Origin of the sequence: Catenuloplanes indicus, assembly GCF_030813715.1 — a bacterium.
GTDB classification, from domain to species: domain Bacteria; phylum Actinomycetota; class Actinomycetes; order Mycobacteriales; family Micromonosporaceae; genus Catenuloplanes; species Catenuloplanes indicus.
In genome coordinates, this window is record NZ_JAUSUZ010000001.1 from 4,450,861 (window position 1) to 4,464,116 (window position 13,256).

The 13,256-nt window shown below is 71.9% G+C and carries 13 protein-coding genes and 1 tRNA gene; 5 read left to right on the forward strand and 9 right to left on the reverse strand.

What is annotated here, in order from left to right; all coding sequences use genetic code 11:
• Window positions 1–22: 22 nt before the first annotated feature.
• Window positions 23–1,642, forward strand: coding sequence for a fatty acid--CoA ligase (locus J2S42_RS19985; protein WP_307241333.1), 1,620 nt, complete (start codon window positions 23–25; stop codon window positions 1,640–1,642).
• On the opposite strand, the gene J2S42_RS19990 is transcribed toward J2S42_RS19985, so the two are convergent.
• On the reverse strand, window positions 1,643–2,206 hold the full coding sequence (locus J2S42_RS19990) for a type 1 glutamine amidotransferase domain-containing protein (protein ID WP_307241335.1): 564 nt from the start codon (window positions 2,204–2,206) through the stop codon (window positions 1,643–1,645).
• 157 nt (window positions 2,207–2,363) lie between these two features.
• On the opposite strand from J2S42_RS19990, the gene J2S42_RS19995 reads away from it, so the two are divergent.
• Window positions 2,364–2,436: transfer RNA gene (locus J2S42_RS19995), tRNA-Thr, on the forward strand.
• A 55-nt stretch (window positions 2,437–2,491) separates the two neighbouring features.
• Here J2S42_RS19995 and J2S42_RS20000 read toward each other — a convergent pair.
• Window positions 2,492–2,878, reverse strand: a complete 387-nt coding sequence (locus J2S42_RS20000) for a LuxR C-terminal-related transcriptional regulator (protein ID WP_370879209.1) — start codon at window positions 2,876–2,878, stop codon at window positions 2,492–2,494.
• 190 nt (window positions 2,879–3,068) lie between these two features.
• Here J2S42_RS20000 and J2S42_RS20005 point away from each other — a divergent pair, with 190 nt between their 5' ends.
• Both J2S42_RS20005 and J2S42_RS20010 read left to right on the forward strand, forming a co-directional pair.
• Window positions 3,069–3,566 (forward strand): DUF2231 domain-containing protein, encoded by a 498-nt coding sequence (locus tag J2S42_RS20005; RefSeq protein WP_307241336.1) that lies wholly within the window; start codon window positions 3,069–3,071, stop codon window positions 3,564–3,566.
• 94 nt (window positions 3,567–3,660) lie between these two features.
• A complete protein-coding gene (locus J2S42_RS20010) occupies window positions 3,661–5,382 on the forward strand; it encodes a metallophosphoesterase family protein (protein ID WP_307241338.1) in 1,722 nt (573 codons plus the stop codon).
• Between the two features lie 17 nt (window positions 5,383–5,399).
• Here J2S42_RS20010 and J2S42_RS20015 read toward each other — a convergent pair whose 3' ends face one another.
• From J2S42_RS20015 to tmk, 7 genes are all read right to left on the reverse strand, one after another.
• Window positions 5,400–6,245, reverse strand: coding sequence for a PSP1 domain-containing protein (locus tag J2S42_RS20015; protein ID WP_307241340.1), 846 nt, complete (start codon window positions 6,243–6,245; stop codon window positions 5,400–5,402).
• 271 nt (window positions 6,246–6,516) lie between these two features.
• Window positions 6,517–6,945, reverse strand: coding sequence for a DUF1801 domain-containing protein (locus J2S42_RS20020; RefSeq protein WP_307241342.1), 429 nt, complete (start codon window positions 6,943–6,945; stop codon window positions 6,517–6,519).
• Between the two features lie 54 nt (window positions 6,946–6,999).
• Window positions 7,000–7,668: a hypothetical protein gene (locus J2S42_RS20025; protein ID WP_307241343.1), complete on the reverse strand. Its 669-nt coding sequence runs from the start codon at window positions 7,666–7,668 to the stop codon at window positions 7,000–7,002.
• 25 nt (window positions 7,669–7,693) lie between these two features.
• The gene (locus tag J2S42_RS20030; protein ID WP_307241345.1) at window positions 7,694–7,993 is read right to left on the reverse strand and encodes a type VII secretion target; all 300 of its coding nucleotides are present in this window, start codon (window positions 7,991–7,993) and stop codon (window positions 7,694–7,696) included.
• Between the two features lie 20 nt (window positions 7,994–8,013).
• Window positions 8,014–8,337, reverse strand: coding sequence for a YbaB/EbfC family nucleoid-associated protein (locus tag J2S42_RS20035; protein WP_307241347.1), 324 nt, complete (start codon window positions 8,335–8,337; stop codon window positions 8,014–8,016).
• Window positions 8,338–8,496: 159 nt separating this feature from the next.
• Complete coding sequence (locus J2S42_RS20040) at window positions 8,497–9,723, reverse strand: DNA polymerase III subunit delta' (RefSeq protein ID WP_307248871.1); 1,227 nt, start codon at window positions 9,721–9,723, stop codon at window positions 8,497–8,499.
• Complete coding sequence (gene tmk, locus J2S42_RS20045) at window positions 9,720–11,762, reverse strand: dTMP kinase (RefSeq protein WP_307241349.1); 2,043 nt, start codon at window positions 11,760–11,762, stop codon at window positions 9,720–9,722. Before tmk ends, J2S42_RS20040 begins: the two co-directional genes overlap by 4 nt.
• Window positions 11,763–11,958: 196 nt before the next feature.
• Here tmk and J2S42_RS20050 point away from each other — a divergent pair, with 196 nt between their 5' ends.
• Window positions 11,959–13,173: an amino acid deaminase/aldolase gene (locus J2S42_RS20050; RefSeq protein ID WP_307241351.1), complete on the forward strand. Its 1,215-nt coding sequence runs from the start codon at window positions 11,959–11,961 to the stop codon at window positions 13,171–13,173.
• Window positions 13,174–13,256 lie beyond the last annotated feature (83 nt).

The window sequence follows — 13,256 nt, forward strand, 5'->3', positions numbered from 1 at the left end:
CGGTCACCTAACGTTGGTGCGCATGCGTAGCACGATGATGGCGAATCCGTTGCTCGTCTCCCGGCTGCTCGAACACGGCAGCACCGTGCACGGCCGGGCGCACGTGAGCACCTGGACCGGCGCCGGCGCACGCCGAACCACGTACGCACAGGTGGGGGCGGACGCCGCGCGACTCGCCCACGCGCTGCGCGACGAACTGGGCGTCACCGGCGACCAGCGCGTCGCCACGTTCATGTGGAACAACGCCGAGCACCTGACCGCCTACTTCGCGGTGCCGAGCATGGGCGCGGTGCTGCACACGCTCAACCTGCGGCTGTTCCCCGAGCAGCTGACCTACATCGCGAACCACGCCGAGGACCGGGTGATCCTGGTCGACGAGACGCTGGTCCCGCTGCTGGCCAAGGCGCTGCCCTCGCTGAAGACGGTCGAGCACGTGGTGGTGAACGGCTCGGCCGCCGCGGTCCCGGCCGGGCCCTGGCAGGTGCACTCCTGGTCCGAGCTGGTGGCCGGGCGGCCCGCCGTCTACGACTGGCCGGAGCTGGACGAGCAGGACGCGGCCGCGCTCTGCTACACGTCCGGGACCACCGGCAACCCGAAGGGCGTGGCCTACTCGCACCGCTCGATCTGGCTGCACTCGATGCAGGTGTGCACGCCGGAGTCGTTCGGGCTCAGCACGCACGACACCATGCTCGCGATCGTGCCGATGTTCCACGCCATGTCCTGGGGCCTGCCGTACGCGTGCTTCATGTCCGGCGCGTCGCTGGTGCTGCCGGACCGGTTCATGGCCGGTGCCGCGATCGTGCCGATGATCACGGCCGAGCGCCCGACCAAGGCCGCGGCCGTACCGACCATCTGGACCGACCTGCTCGCTAACCTGGACGCCGCGCCGGCGGACGTCTCGTCGATGACCGAGGTGATCGTCGGCGGCTCGGCCTGCCCGCCCGCACTGATGCACGCGTTCCAGGAGCGGTACGGGATCACGATCGTGCACGCCTGGGGGATGACCGAGACGTCCCCACTCGGCTCCGTGTCCCGCCCGCCGGCCGGTGTCGACCCGTGGCCCTACCGGTATACGCAGGGCCGGGTGCCGGCCGGCGTGGCCGCGCGGATCGTCGGCCCGCTCGGCGACGTGGTGCCGTCCGACGGCGAGTCGGTCGGCGAATTGGAGGTCCGCGGCCCCTGGGTCACCGCCGGCTACCTCGGCGAGGACCGGCCGGACCCGGAGAAGTTCCGGGACGGCTGGCTGCGTACCGGCGACGTCGGCACGCTCTCCCCCGAAGGCTTCCTCACGCTCACCGACCGCGCCAAGGACGTGATCAAATCCGGTGGAGAGTGGATCTCCTCGGTCGAGCTGGAGAACCACCTGATGGCGCACCCCGCCGTCCAGGAGGCGTGCGTGGTGGGTGTGCCCGACGACCGCTGGGGCGAGCGCCCGTTCGCCACCGTCGTGCTCCGCGAAGGGCTGTCCGCCACCGCCGCGGAACTCCAGGAATTCCTGTCCTCCCGGGTGGCGAAGTGGCAGCTGCCGGAGCGGTGGGCGTTCATCCCCGCGGTCCCGAAGACGTCGGTCGGCAAGTTCGACAAGAAGCAGGTGCGCTCGTCGTACGCCGAGGGCTCGTTGCCCGTCTCCACACTGTCCTGATCAGGCGTGCTGGCGGACGTGTGGCCCCTCGGCGATCGTCTCGACCATCTTCTCGCAGAAGGCCGGCAGGTCGTCCGGGTTGCGGCTGGTCACCAGTCCGTTGTCGACGTAGACCTCCTCGTCGACCCAGGTCGCACCCGCGTTCGCCAGGTCGGTGCGCAGGCTCGGCCAGGACGTCAGCGTGCGCCCGTCCACCACGCCCGCCTCGACCAGCGTCCACGGCCCGTGACAGATCGCCGCGACCGGCTTGTGCGCGTCGAAGAACGACCGCACGAACCGCACCGCGTCCGGGTCCGCGCGCAGGAAGTCCGGGTTCGCCACGCCGCCGGGCAGCACCAGCGCGTCGTACTCCTGCTCGCTGGCGTCGCCCACCACCTTGTCCACCGGGTACGTCTTCGACTTGTCCATGTGCTCCATCGCCTGGATCTCACCGGACTTGATCGACACCAGCTCCACCGTGCCGCCCGCGTCGATCACCGCCTGCCGCGGCCGGGTGTACTCGACCTCCTCCACCCCGTCCGTCGCCAGGAACGCGATCCGCTTGCCCTCCAGCACCGCACTCATCTCGGTCATCCCTTCCGTTCGGTTTCGCCCCCGGCATTCCCGCCCGCCCCGCGCCGAAACCCACCCCCGCTGTGACCTGCCCCGACGACCTTCCGACGCGCGGAGGGGGATCTCCGTGTCGGTCACCTCCCGGCGTGACGTATATTGAGTGGGCGTTGCCGCCTTAGCTCAGTCGGTAGAGCGTGTTACTCGTAATAACAAGGTCGACGGTTCGATTCCGTCAGGCGGCTCAGCAGCACGAAGCCCCTGGTCACTCCGGTGACCAGGGGCTTCGTCGTGTCAGCGTCAGAGCAGGGCGTTCTCGTAGGCGTAGATGACGGCCTGGATGCGGTCGCGCAGGCCGAGCTTGGTGAGCACGTGCGAGACGTGGGTCTTGACGGTCTGCTCGCCGACGTAGAGGCGGGCGGCGATCTCGGCGTTGGAGTAGCCGCGGGCCACCTCCAGCAGGATCTCGCGCTCTCGTGCGGTCAGCCGGCCGAGGTCACGAGATGCGCCGGCAGTTGCGGGAGCCAGGCCGTCGGCGAAGCGGGTGACCAGGCGGCGGGTCACGGACGGATCGATCAGGGCGTCACCGCGCGCCACGATCCGGATGGCACCGAGCAGTTCCTCGACGGGCATGCTCTTGAGGCAGAAGCCGCTGGTTCCGGCGCGCAGGCCGCGGTAGAGCGCCACGGCCGCCGCGGAACCGGTCCTGGCGAGGGCAGGCTGAACGTCTCCGGCCGGCCCGACGCCCCGTCATGACGGCCGGAACTGTCATCATCTGTGCGTGTCGTGTCACTCCGGGTCAGCGTTTTGGTATATGTAGGCCCGGGTACCGCACTTCGCGATGGCGCGCTGGGCGATGTGGGAGCGGGTGACGATCGTGGAGAGCCGGCTCAAGGTTTCGGGGCACTCGGTCCACCTGATGCTCTTCATGCTGCCGATGGGCCTGTTCGTGACCGGGATCATCTTCGATCTCTTCCATCTGATGGGTGGGCCGTCGCTGCTCGCGTTGGCGGGATACTGGCAGGTGGTCGGCGGGTTGCTGGCCGCGGGAATCGCTGGGCTGGCCGGTTTTGTCGACCTGCTGTTCCTGCGGGCGGGGACGCGGGCGCGGCGGGTCGCGATCGCGCACGGGCTGATCAACGGTGGCGTGCTGGCGATGTTCGCGGTGATCTGGCTGATCCGGGTCGGCGATCCGGAACGGGCGGCCGGGGCGATGCTGGTGGCGGTCGAGGTGCTGGTGCTGCTGTTCGGCGCGGTCGCGGCGTGGCTGGCGGGCGAATTGGTGGAGGAGGCGCCGGCCGGGGAGGATACGCGGCCGGTGACGCTGCGGCGGCGCGCGGTGCAGGCGATCGGCGCCTTCGTCGGCGCACGCTGAAGCGCCGCGGGTGGACCGCACGGCGAACCCGCGAATCGACCGGCGTCGACCGCGTGTCAAGTGATCGGCAACAATCCCGGATAGATTGTCCAGGGTGACCGTCGATCCCACCGAGGTGCCGGCGGAGGCGCAGCCCCGCGTCCGGCGTCGTCCCGCGTCCCTCGATCCGCGCGAGCTGGGCTTCACCCCGCAGGGGCCGGTGCCCTGGCTGGCGCCGCTGCTGCTGATCAACGCGGGCCTGCGTACCGTGCTGGCGCATCTGTTCGGGGCCTACCTGGACAAGCGCGAGATGCAGGGCGCGCTCGGCCCGGCCCCGGACCACGACCACAGCGACACCGACGAGCTGTGGATCGACTACGTGGCCGACCTGGGCGACGGGTTCGACGCGACGTACTCGATCGCCTATCTGCTGGCGCAGCCGCAGCTGCGGCCGGACGGTGTGGACCGGCCGCTGCCGCGCGGCCGGCTGCTGGTGATGGGCGGCGACCAGGTCTATCCGACCGCGAGCGGCGAGGCGTACGAGAACCGGTCGAAGGGGCCCTACGAGGCCGCGCTGCCGGTCGCGCCGCCGGACGGCGTCCAGCCGACGCTGTTCGCGGTGCCGGGCAACCATGACTGGTACGACGGGCTCACCGCGTTCCTCCGGCTGTTCGCACGGCGGCGGGACGCGCAGTTCGGCGGCTGGCGCACCGAGCAGCGACGCTCGTACTTCGCGATCAAGCTGCCGCACGGCTGGTGGCTGCTGGGCCTGGACGAGCAGGCCGGGTCGTACATCGACGATCCGCAGTTGGATTACTTTCAGGACGTGGCGGACCGGATCCGGCCGGAGGACCGGATCATCCTCGCGGTCCCGGCACCGACCTGGGTAAAGGCCGCGGACCGGCCGGGCGCGTACGACTCCGTCGACTATTTCGTGCGCAAGGTGCTGGCGCCGACCGGCGCACCGGTGCGCCTGATGGTCAGCGGCGACCTGCACCATTACGCGCGTTACTCCGGCCCGGGCCGGGAGCTGATCACCTGCGGTGGCGGCGGTGCGTACCTGGTCGCGACACACTCGCTGCCCGAGACGATCACGGTGCCGCCGCGCGACACCCTGGTCCGGAACGCCAGCACGCCCCGCGACTACCAGATCAAGGGCCGGTTCCCCACGGTACGGGAATCCCGCAGCTATCTACCGGGGATCTTCTGGCGCCTGCCGCGCAACAATCCGGGGTTCGCCACGTTCATCGGCATCGTGCACACGATGCTGATGCTCACCATGAGCGGCGCCGTGCGCGGCGAGGAGTCGTCGCCGCAGCTGCTGACGCTGCCGCTGGGCCTGATGCTCTTCTTCGTGCTCGGCGCCACGATCGCGTTCGCCAAACCACCGAGGATCGGCCAGAAGGGGTACGCCAAACACTGGCTGATCGGCATAGCCCACGGCCTGGCACACCTGTCGGCGGGCGCGCTCGGCACCTGGGCCTGGCTGAGCAGCCCGCTGTCCACCTGGGAGTGGCAGGTCGTCACGGCCGCGATCATCTACGGACCGATCGCCGGTTTCCTCGGCACCGAACTGCTCGCGCTCTACCTGGTGATCGCGAACTTCTTCACGGTCAACGTCAACGAGGTCTTCGCCGGCCAGGGCATCGACGACGCGAAGTCGTTCCTCCGCATGCACCTCGCCGCGGACGGCACGCTCACCGTCTATCCGATCGCGCTGCGCAAGGTCAACCGCCGCTGGGCCGCCGCACCGGACGCCCCCGAGCACTCCCCGTGGATCGTCCCGGTCACCCCGCTGCGCCCGCACCTCGCCGAGGACGAGCCGATCAGGATCTGAGACCGGCCGCGCGCCGGTCAGCCCTGCGGGTACGCCGCGTCGTGCGCCTGGCGCGGGCCGCAGACCGAGGCGCGCGAGCAGGAACAGCGGGAGCCGTCCGCGTCGAGGCGCACGATGACCTCGTCACGGGGCACGCTGTGCCCGACGACCTTGCCGTCGCCGTGCTCGGTGGTGACGCGGGAGCCGACGGCCGGCGCGGTGGCCTGAAATTTCTGGTACAGGGGATGTTCGTATTTCAGGCAACACATGAGGCGGCCACAGGCACCGGAGATGCGCAGCGGGTTGAGCGGGAGTTCCTGGTCCTTGGCCATCCGGATGGTGACCGGCTCGAAGTCGGTGAGGAACGTGGCGCAGCACAGGTCCCGGCCGCAGGAACCGATGCCGCCCTGCACGCGGGCGGAGTCGCGGGCGGAGAGCTGACGCAGCTCGACGCGGCAGCGCAGGGTGGCGCCCAGGTCGCGGACCAGCGAGCGGAAGTCGACACGGTGCGGCGCGGTGAAGTAGATGGTGGTGCGGGCACCGCCGTTGCCGCCGGTGGACTCCAGCACATGGTCGATCGCGACCACCTTCATCGGCAGGTCGTGCTCGCGGATCAGGCGCTTCGCGGCCACCTTCGCCTCGGCCTTGCGGCGGCGCTGGGCCTCGTCACGCTTGAGGTCCTGCTCCGTCGCCAGGCCGGCCAGCCGGGGGAAGCCGTCGGTGTCCTCGCTGACCCACTGGGCGGCCCAGACGCACTCGGCGACCTCGGGCCCGTCATCGGTGGGCACCAGCACCTTGTCACCCACGGCGGGGCGCAAATCGCCTGGATCCAGGTAATACAGGCGCCCATAACGGTTGAAACTCACCGCACACAGCATCCCCATCCCTTCACCCTACGTCGTGGGGCGACTATCGGGGAGTGGTGCATGGCACGCTCATTTGTCCTCATACAAGCGATTCAAGCCCGTCGGTCAATGCCCTCCGTCCGTCCAGTCAGGACAGTTGGGGAGACCGTGTCGAAACCGGGCCGGCGCAGTTGCGCAGGTATCCACAGAACCTGCGGGGGGTACAGGAAACGGCGGCGGCACCGCGGCCGGAGTGGCTCTGGCACCGGCCACCCCGCCCCGCGGCGCCGCCGCCACCCCCGTGGGGAGTTCATGCCCCGGACGTCAGGGTCCGCCCGTTGACGTAGGTGAACGCGCCCGCGACAAGTTCGCGCAGCGCCTCGCCGTCCACGTCCGCGAGCCGTTTGACGTAGAGGCAGGACTTGCCGAGCGAGTGCGGGCCAAGCCGCGCCAGAATCTCGTCATAATCGGCGAAACCGGGCATCAGGTAGAACGTCAGCGCCGCGCGCCGGGGTGCGAAGCCGACCGCCGGCCAGTCGCCGCTGCGGCCGGACGCGTACTCGTAGCGGTACGCACCGAAGCCGACGATGCTGGTCCCCCACAGGACCGGCTCGGCGCCGGTGACGTCGGCCATCAGCGCGCACGCGTTCTCCGCGTCCTCCCGCCGGCGGGCGTCGGTGACGGTCGCGAGGAAGCCAGGCACGCTCGCCGCGGTCCGCTGGGTCTTCGGCTCAGCCATGCCGCCCACCGTAGGCCGGGCACCCCACCGCTGTCGCACAGACTCGCACAGCGATCAGTAACGGGTCCGCAGCACACCGCTGTCCGGCCGGGGCAGCGGTTCGTCGGCCGGTTCCCGGTAGCCGATGTCGGCCAGCCGTTCCGTCCACTCCGCGTGCAGCGTCTCACCGGTCTCGACGATCTCCGCGACCACGCCCAGCACGCGCGCCGCGATCTCCGCGGCGGCGGTCGCGGTGGTCATCTCGTCGTCCGGGGCGCCGGCTACCAGCGTGACCGCCTCCGCGGAGGCCAGCGACGCGGCCAGCACCGAGGCGAGCGCGGTCCGGGACGACGAGATCCACGCGTCCAGCGCGGCCGTGTAGTCCGCGGTGGCCGCCAGGTGGCCGGCCAAACTGGCGCTGTCACCGGCCAGATGGCCGGCAAGCCCGGCCCGGTACCGCTCGAACGCCTCCGCGCCCGCGCCCGCCCAGTCCTGCGGCGTGCCGATGGTGTCGCGCGCCTCCGCGTACTCCCGGCCGACCTGGCGCAGTGACGCACCGGCGGCGAGCAACGGGGCGGGCCGCAGCGCGGTGATCGCCTCGACGGACGGGAGCGTGAGCGCGCCGAGGCGGCGCAGCAGCGGCCAGAGGTGGTGCTCGGTGGGGGCGCCATGGGCGTGCAGCGCGCCGTCGACCCGGTGCAGCAGGTCGGCGGCGGGCTCAGCGAGCGCGTCCAGCTGGTCCATCTCAGGAGATGCCTCGATGAATCGGTTAGCGGTCGCGGAATCGGGCGGCGGCGGCGTGGTCGGTCTCGGCGTACGCGGCCGCCGCGATGCGCAACGACTCGGCCGCACCGGCGAGCCGGGCCGCGGTGGACGCGGCCTCCCGTGCGTGTCCCTCGACCGCGCGGGTCCACTGGGTGCGCAGCGCGCGATGCAGTTCGCCGAGGCGGCCCGGCGCGTCCGCGCCGATCCAGGCGGGAGTCTCCAGATCGACGAGCTTCCGGTACGCCGAGTCCAGGGTCGACGCGGCGCCGTCGAGTCGATCGGCGGCCTCACGCATGCTCTCCATCCGTGGCTCCCTGAAGTGAGTCAGTCCGCGAGGGACGGGTAGTCCGCGAGGGCCTCGGCGCGCAGCTTCTCCCGGGCCCAGCGCGCGGCCTCGGTCGCGGCGGTCACGGCGGCGGTCACCGCCGCGGACAGCTCCCGGCCGGTGCGGCCGTGCAGCGAGCCGAGAATCCGCACATCCGTGATCACGCCGGTCGCGGTGACGTCGACCTCCACGGTGCCGTCCGAGGAGCGGACGGTGACCGCCATGATCGCCGCGGCCCGGTCGAATTCGGCCTGCGCGCTCTCGATCCGGCGATAGCGCGCGATGGCCTCGTCGACCCACGCCTCGTCGATTTCGCGGGGCATTCCCGGCTCCCTCACCGATGAGCCTTTCCCACCCGGCCAGGCCGGAAATGGCTCAGTGTGCGCCCTCCGTTACGGCTGAGCACACTACCGGTCAACGGCCGCCGATGTAATCCCCGCGCGCACGAACCTATCGAAGAATGAAAATCCCGTGGGCGGGAATCAGCCCTTCCAGAGCGACAGCATCATCGCCTCGACCGCGATGCGCGGCTTGACGTTCAGCGTGATCGCCTCGCGGCAGCCGAGCACCGCCTCCAGCCGGCGCAGCGTGCTCTCCGCCGACCACTTCCCGGCCGCGGCCCGCGCGCCCGCCGCGGTGTCGCCGTGCACCGGCCGGACCGGCGCACCGAACTGCGCGGTGAGCACGTCGCGGTAGAAGCCGGCCAGGTCGACCAGCGCGCGGTCCAGCGCGTCCCGCTGTGCGCGGGTGGCCCGCGACTTCTGCCGCTTCTCCAGCTCCTTGAGCTGGCCCGCGGCGCCCCGGATCGCGCCGGACGCACCGCGGCCGGTGCCGCCCGCGCCCAGTGCCCGCTCCAGGTCCGAGCGCTCGGTCGCGTCCAGCTCCGCGACCAGCGCGGCCGCCTCCGCCTCCGCGGCCTCGATCAGCGCGGACGCCGCGTCGAACGCCGCGCCCACGCTGGTCAGCTTGCGCGGCACCGCGAGCACCGCCTCGCGCCGCTTGCGCACCTCCGGGTCCGCGGCCAGCCGCCGCGCCAGTTCCACGTCGCCCTGCGCGGCCGAGGCGGCCCACTCCGCCACGTCCGCCGGCACGCCCTGTTGCGCGGCCAGCGCCGCCGCCAGCGCCTCCGGGCGTGCCTGCACCAGCGGTACCACGCGGCAACGGGAGCGGATCGTCACCGAGATGTCGTCCGGGTGGGTGGACGGCGTACAGAGCAGAAAGACGGTACGCGGCGAGGGCTCCTCGATCGCCTTCAGCAGCGCGTTTCCGGCGCCCTCGGTGAGCCGGTCCGCGTCCGACACCACCACGACCTGCCAGCGCCCGCCGGACGGCGCGGTGGCGGCGCGCATCACCAGCGCGCGCATGTCCTTGACCGCGATCGAGAGCCCGTCCGGGACCACCATCCGCACGTCCGCATGGGTGCCGGTCAGCGTGGTGTGGCAGCCGTCGCACTCACCGCAGCCGGTGCCGGTGCGGCACTGCAGCGCCGCCGCGAACGCGCGCGCGGCCTCCAGCCGGCCGGAGCCGGGCGGGCCGGTGACGATCCAGGCGTGCGTCATCGCGCCGGTACGGGTGCCACCGCTCTCGGCCTTCTCCTCGTTACCGAGGCCGCGGCCGGCCGTGACCAGCGCGTGCGCCTCGGCGGCCGCGCGCCGGAACGTGGTGGTGGCCGCGTCCTGGCCGATCAGGGCCGCGAAGACGTCCATCAGGCCGCACTCCTCTCCGTGACCGCGGGATCGTCGTGCTCCTGGGTCATGCCCAGCACCCGCTCCATGATCGCGCCGGACAGCTCCTCCGGCGAACGGGACGCGTCCAGCACCAGGTAGCGGCGCGGGTCGGCGGCGGCGAGATCGAGGAACGCGTACCGCACCCGCTCGTGGAACGCGGTGGCCTCGCTCTCCAGCCGGTCGGTGCCCTCGCCGCGGCCGGAGACCCGGCTCAGTCCCACGCTCGGGTCCACGTCCAGCAGCACCACCAGGTCCGGCTTGAGCCCGCCGGTCGCCCAGGAGGACAGCCAGGAGATCTCCTCGACCGGCAGCGTCCGGCCGGCGCCCTGATAGGCCAGCGACGAGTCGATGTACCGGTCGCTGATCACCACCTCGCCCCGGCCCAGCGCCGGCCGAACCACGGTGGCGACGTGGTGGGCGCGGTCGGCCGCGTAGAGCAGCGCCTCCGCGCGCGGTGACGGCGGCGAGCCGTGCAGCACCAGGTTACGGATCTCCGCGCCGATCTCGGTGGCGCCCGGCTCGCGCGTGACCACCACGGTCCGGCCGTGCTCGCGCAGCGCGTCGGCGAGCGCCTTGACCTGCGTGGACTTCCCCGCGCCCTCGCCGCCCTCGAACACCACGAACAGACCGGCCGCGTGCCGTGGCTCGGCCGCGGAGAGCGGGCGCCCGCGCATCGAGCCCCACAGGTCGGCCAGCACCGGCACGCCGCGCTTGTCGTCCATCTGGCGGAACGCGCTTATCCCGGCAACGATCCCGACCGCGCCCGCGACCAGCAGCAGCGCGCGGGTGGACGAGAACGAGATGCTCAACCCGGCGATCTCCACGCGCCGGGAGCCACCGGCGCCGACGATCACACCGGAGAGCGCGATCGCGATCATCAGGATCATCCGGGTGCCGGTGTTGACCACCGCGAAGACCCGGCCGCGCACGTCGTCGCCGATCTCGCCGCCGAGCAGCGTGGTGCCGGCCAGGAACGCCATACCCGCGCCCGCGCCGACCATCAGCGCACCCAGGATTGCCATGGCCAGGTGGATCGCGAACGCCAGGAACATCACCGAACCGGCGGCCAGCACGATGCTCATGCCGAACCAGCGGCGCCGGGACAGATCGCGGATGATCACCGGGCCGAGCCCGATGCCGGCGCCGAGACCGATGAAGAGCGTGCCGAAGAGCAGGTAGAACGCGGCGTCGCCGGCGCCGAGCGAGGCGGTGAAGAACCTCGCGGTGCCGATCACGATGCCGCCGCCGCCGAACGCACCGAGGATGCCGAGCACCAGCCCGCGGACCATCGGGGTCTTGCCGACGTACTTCCAGCCCTCGGCGAACTGCCGGAGCATGCCCTGGTCCTGCTGCTCACGCCGGTCGCCGCGGCCGCTGATCTCCTTGATCCCGAAGAACACCACGGCCGCGAGCGCGAGCCGGGAGAACGCGTTGAAGTACAGCGCCAGCTGCGCGGGCTCGCCCCACTCCGGTGGCTGTGGCACCACGCCGGAGCGGACGATCGCGTCCAGCGCGGAGAGGCTGAGCGCCGCGATCACCGGCGTGATCCCGTACGTGGTGATCAGCGACAGCTGGTTGGAGATCTCCAGCCGGGCGCGCGGGATCAGGTTCGGGACCGCGGCCTCCTTGGCCGGGATCCAGATCAGCGTGATCGCCTCGATCAGGAACGTGGCGATCGCGGCCCAGGTGACGATGAGGCCCGGGTTGTCCACCGCCAGCGCGGTCAGCGGGATGGACAGGAACAGCAGGAAGCGGAGGATGTCGCAGACGACCATGGTGAGCCGGCGGTCGAACCGGTCGGCCAGCACACCGGCCACCGGGCCGAGCACCAGCGCCGGGAGCAGCCGCACCGCGATCGTCGAGCCGAACACCAGGCCCTTCGCGGCCGAGCCGGTGACCTGGGCGGACGCGAAGATGGCGGTGGCCAGCAGGCCGAGCCAGTCGCCGAGCGACGCGACACCGAGCACGATCCAGAGACGCCGGAACGGCCTGATCCGCATGACCGACCGCAGCGCCTTCATGCCGGACAGGTCGACCTGTCCGCTCGCCTGAGTCTCGATGGCCGTACCTCCGCGTGCCGGCCCCTCGCTGGGCGCCCCCGGCAGAACACTCTAGCGGCGGCATCCACCCACGGTTTCCCCTGATCGCGCCCGGACGGGGGTCAGCCGTACGTGAAGGAGGCTCGCGTTGCCCGGCCTGCCCCGATACGGTACGCACGTGCCCCCCACGGACCGCGAGGCGTTGCGCGCGCGACTGGACCGCGCCACCGCCCACCTCGACCCGCCGATCGGCGTAGTCGACCTGGCCGCGTTCGACGCGAACGCGGACGCGCTGACCACCCGTGCGGCCGGCAAACCGATCCGGGTCGCCGCGAAGTCCGTGCGCTGCCGGGCACTGCTGGAACGGGTGCTGGCCCGCCCCGGCTGGGCCGGCGTGATGGCGTACACGCTGCCCGAGGCGATCTGGCTGGTCCGCTCCGGCGTCAGCGACGACGTGCTGGTCGCCTACCCGACGGTCAGCCGCGCCGCACTCGCCGAGCTGAGCACCGACCCGCGACTCGCCGCCGCGATCTCGCTCATGGCGGACAGCCCCGCACAGCTGGACCTGGTCGACGCGGTCACCGCACCCGGCCGGCGCGAACGGATCCGCGTCTGCCTCGACCTGGACGCATCCTGGCGGCCGCTCGGCGGGCGGCTGCACCTGGGCGTCCGCCGCTCGCCGGTGCACTCCGCCGCGCAGGCCGGCCGCCTCGCCGAGCACGTGCTGCGTCGCACGGGCTTCCGGCTGGTCGGACTGATGGCCTACGAGGCACAGATCGCCGGCCTCGGCGACGCACCACCCCGGCAGGCCGCCCGCGGCCTGATCATCCGCGCCGTCCAGAAGCGCTCCGGCGCCGAGTTGCTCCCCCGGCGGATGGCCGCGGTCGCGGCCGTGCGCGAACTGGCTGACCTGGAGTTCGTCAACGGCGGCGGCACCGGCAGCGTGGCCGCCACCGCACAGGACCCGTCCGTCACCGAGGTGACCGCCGGCTCCGGGCTCTACGGCCCCGCACTCTTCGACAGCTACCGGGCATGGCGCCCCGTACCGGCCGCGTTCTTCGGCCTCTCGGTCGTCCGCCGCCCCGCCGACGGCTTCGCCACCGTGCTCGGCGGCGGATGGATCGCGTCCGGCCCCGCGGAGAAGAGCCGCCTCCCACTGCCCTGGCTGCCCGAAGGCCTGGACTACGTCGGCGGCGAGGGACCCGGCGAGGTCCAGACCCCGCTCTCCGGCCCGGCCGCCGACTCGCTGCGCCCCGGCGACCGCGTCTGGTTCCGCCATGCCAAGGCCGGCGAGCTCTGCGAACACGTCAACGAACTTCACCTGATCGAGAATGACCACATCACCGACACCGTCCCGACCTACCGCGGCGAGGGCCACGCGTTCCTGGGCTGATGCGGGCAGGGGCGACGACCTCGATCTTCCCGCTTCCGGCGTGAAGATCGGTTGGGGGATCTCGGGTGCGAGAGGGCTCGGTG

Bases quoted from the DNA above. Each gene is read 5' to 3' on its own strand.
- J2S42_RS20020 (WP_307241342.1), bottom strand. From the start codon at position 6,945: ATGGCTGAGCCGAAGACCCAGCGGACCGCGGCGAGCGTGCCTGGCTTC.
- J2S42_RS20035 (WP_307241347.1), bottom strand. From the start codon at position 8,337: ATGCCCCGCGAAATCGACGAGGCGTGGGTCGACGAGGCCATCGCGCGC.
- J2S42_RS19990 (WP_307241335.1), bottom strand. From the start codon at position 2,206: ATGAGTGCGGTGCTGGAGGGCAAGCGGATCGCGTTCCTGGCGACGGAC.
- J2S42_RS20015 (WP_307241340.1), bottom strand. From the start codon at position 6,245: ATGGGGATGCTGTGTGCGGTGAGTTTCAACCGTTATGGGCGCCTGTAT.
- J2S42_RS20025 (WP_307241343.1), bottom strand. From the start codon at position 7,668: ATGGACCAGCTGGACGCGCTCGCTGAGCCCGCCGCCGACCTGCTGCAC.
- J2S42_RS19985 (WP_307241333.1), top strand. From the start codon at position 23: ATGCGTAGCACGATGATGGCGAATCCGTTGCTCGTCTCCCGGCTGCTC.
- J2S42_RS20030 (WP_307241345.1), bottom strand. From the start codon at position 7,993: ATGGAGAGCATGCGTGAGGCCGCCGATCGACTCGACGGCGCCGCGTCG.
- tmk (WP_307241349.1), bottom strand. From the start codon at position 11,762: ATGAAGGCGCTGCGGTCGGTCATGCGGATCAGGCCGTTCCGGCGTCTC.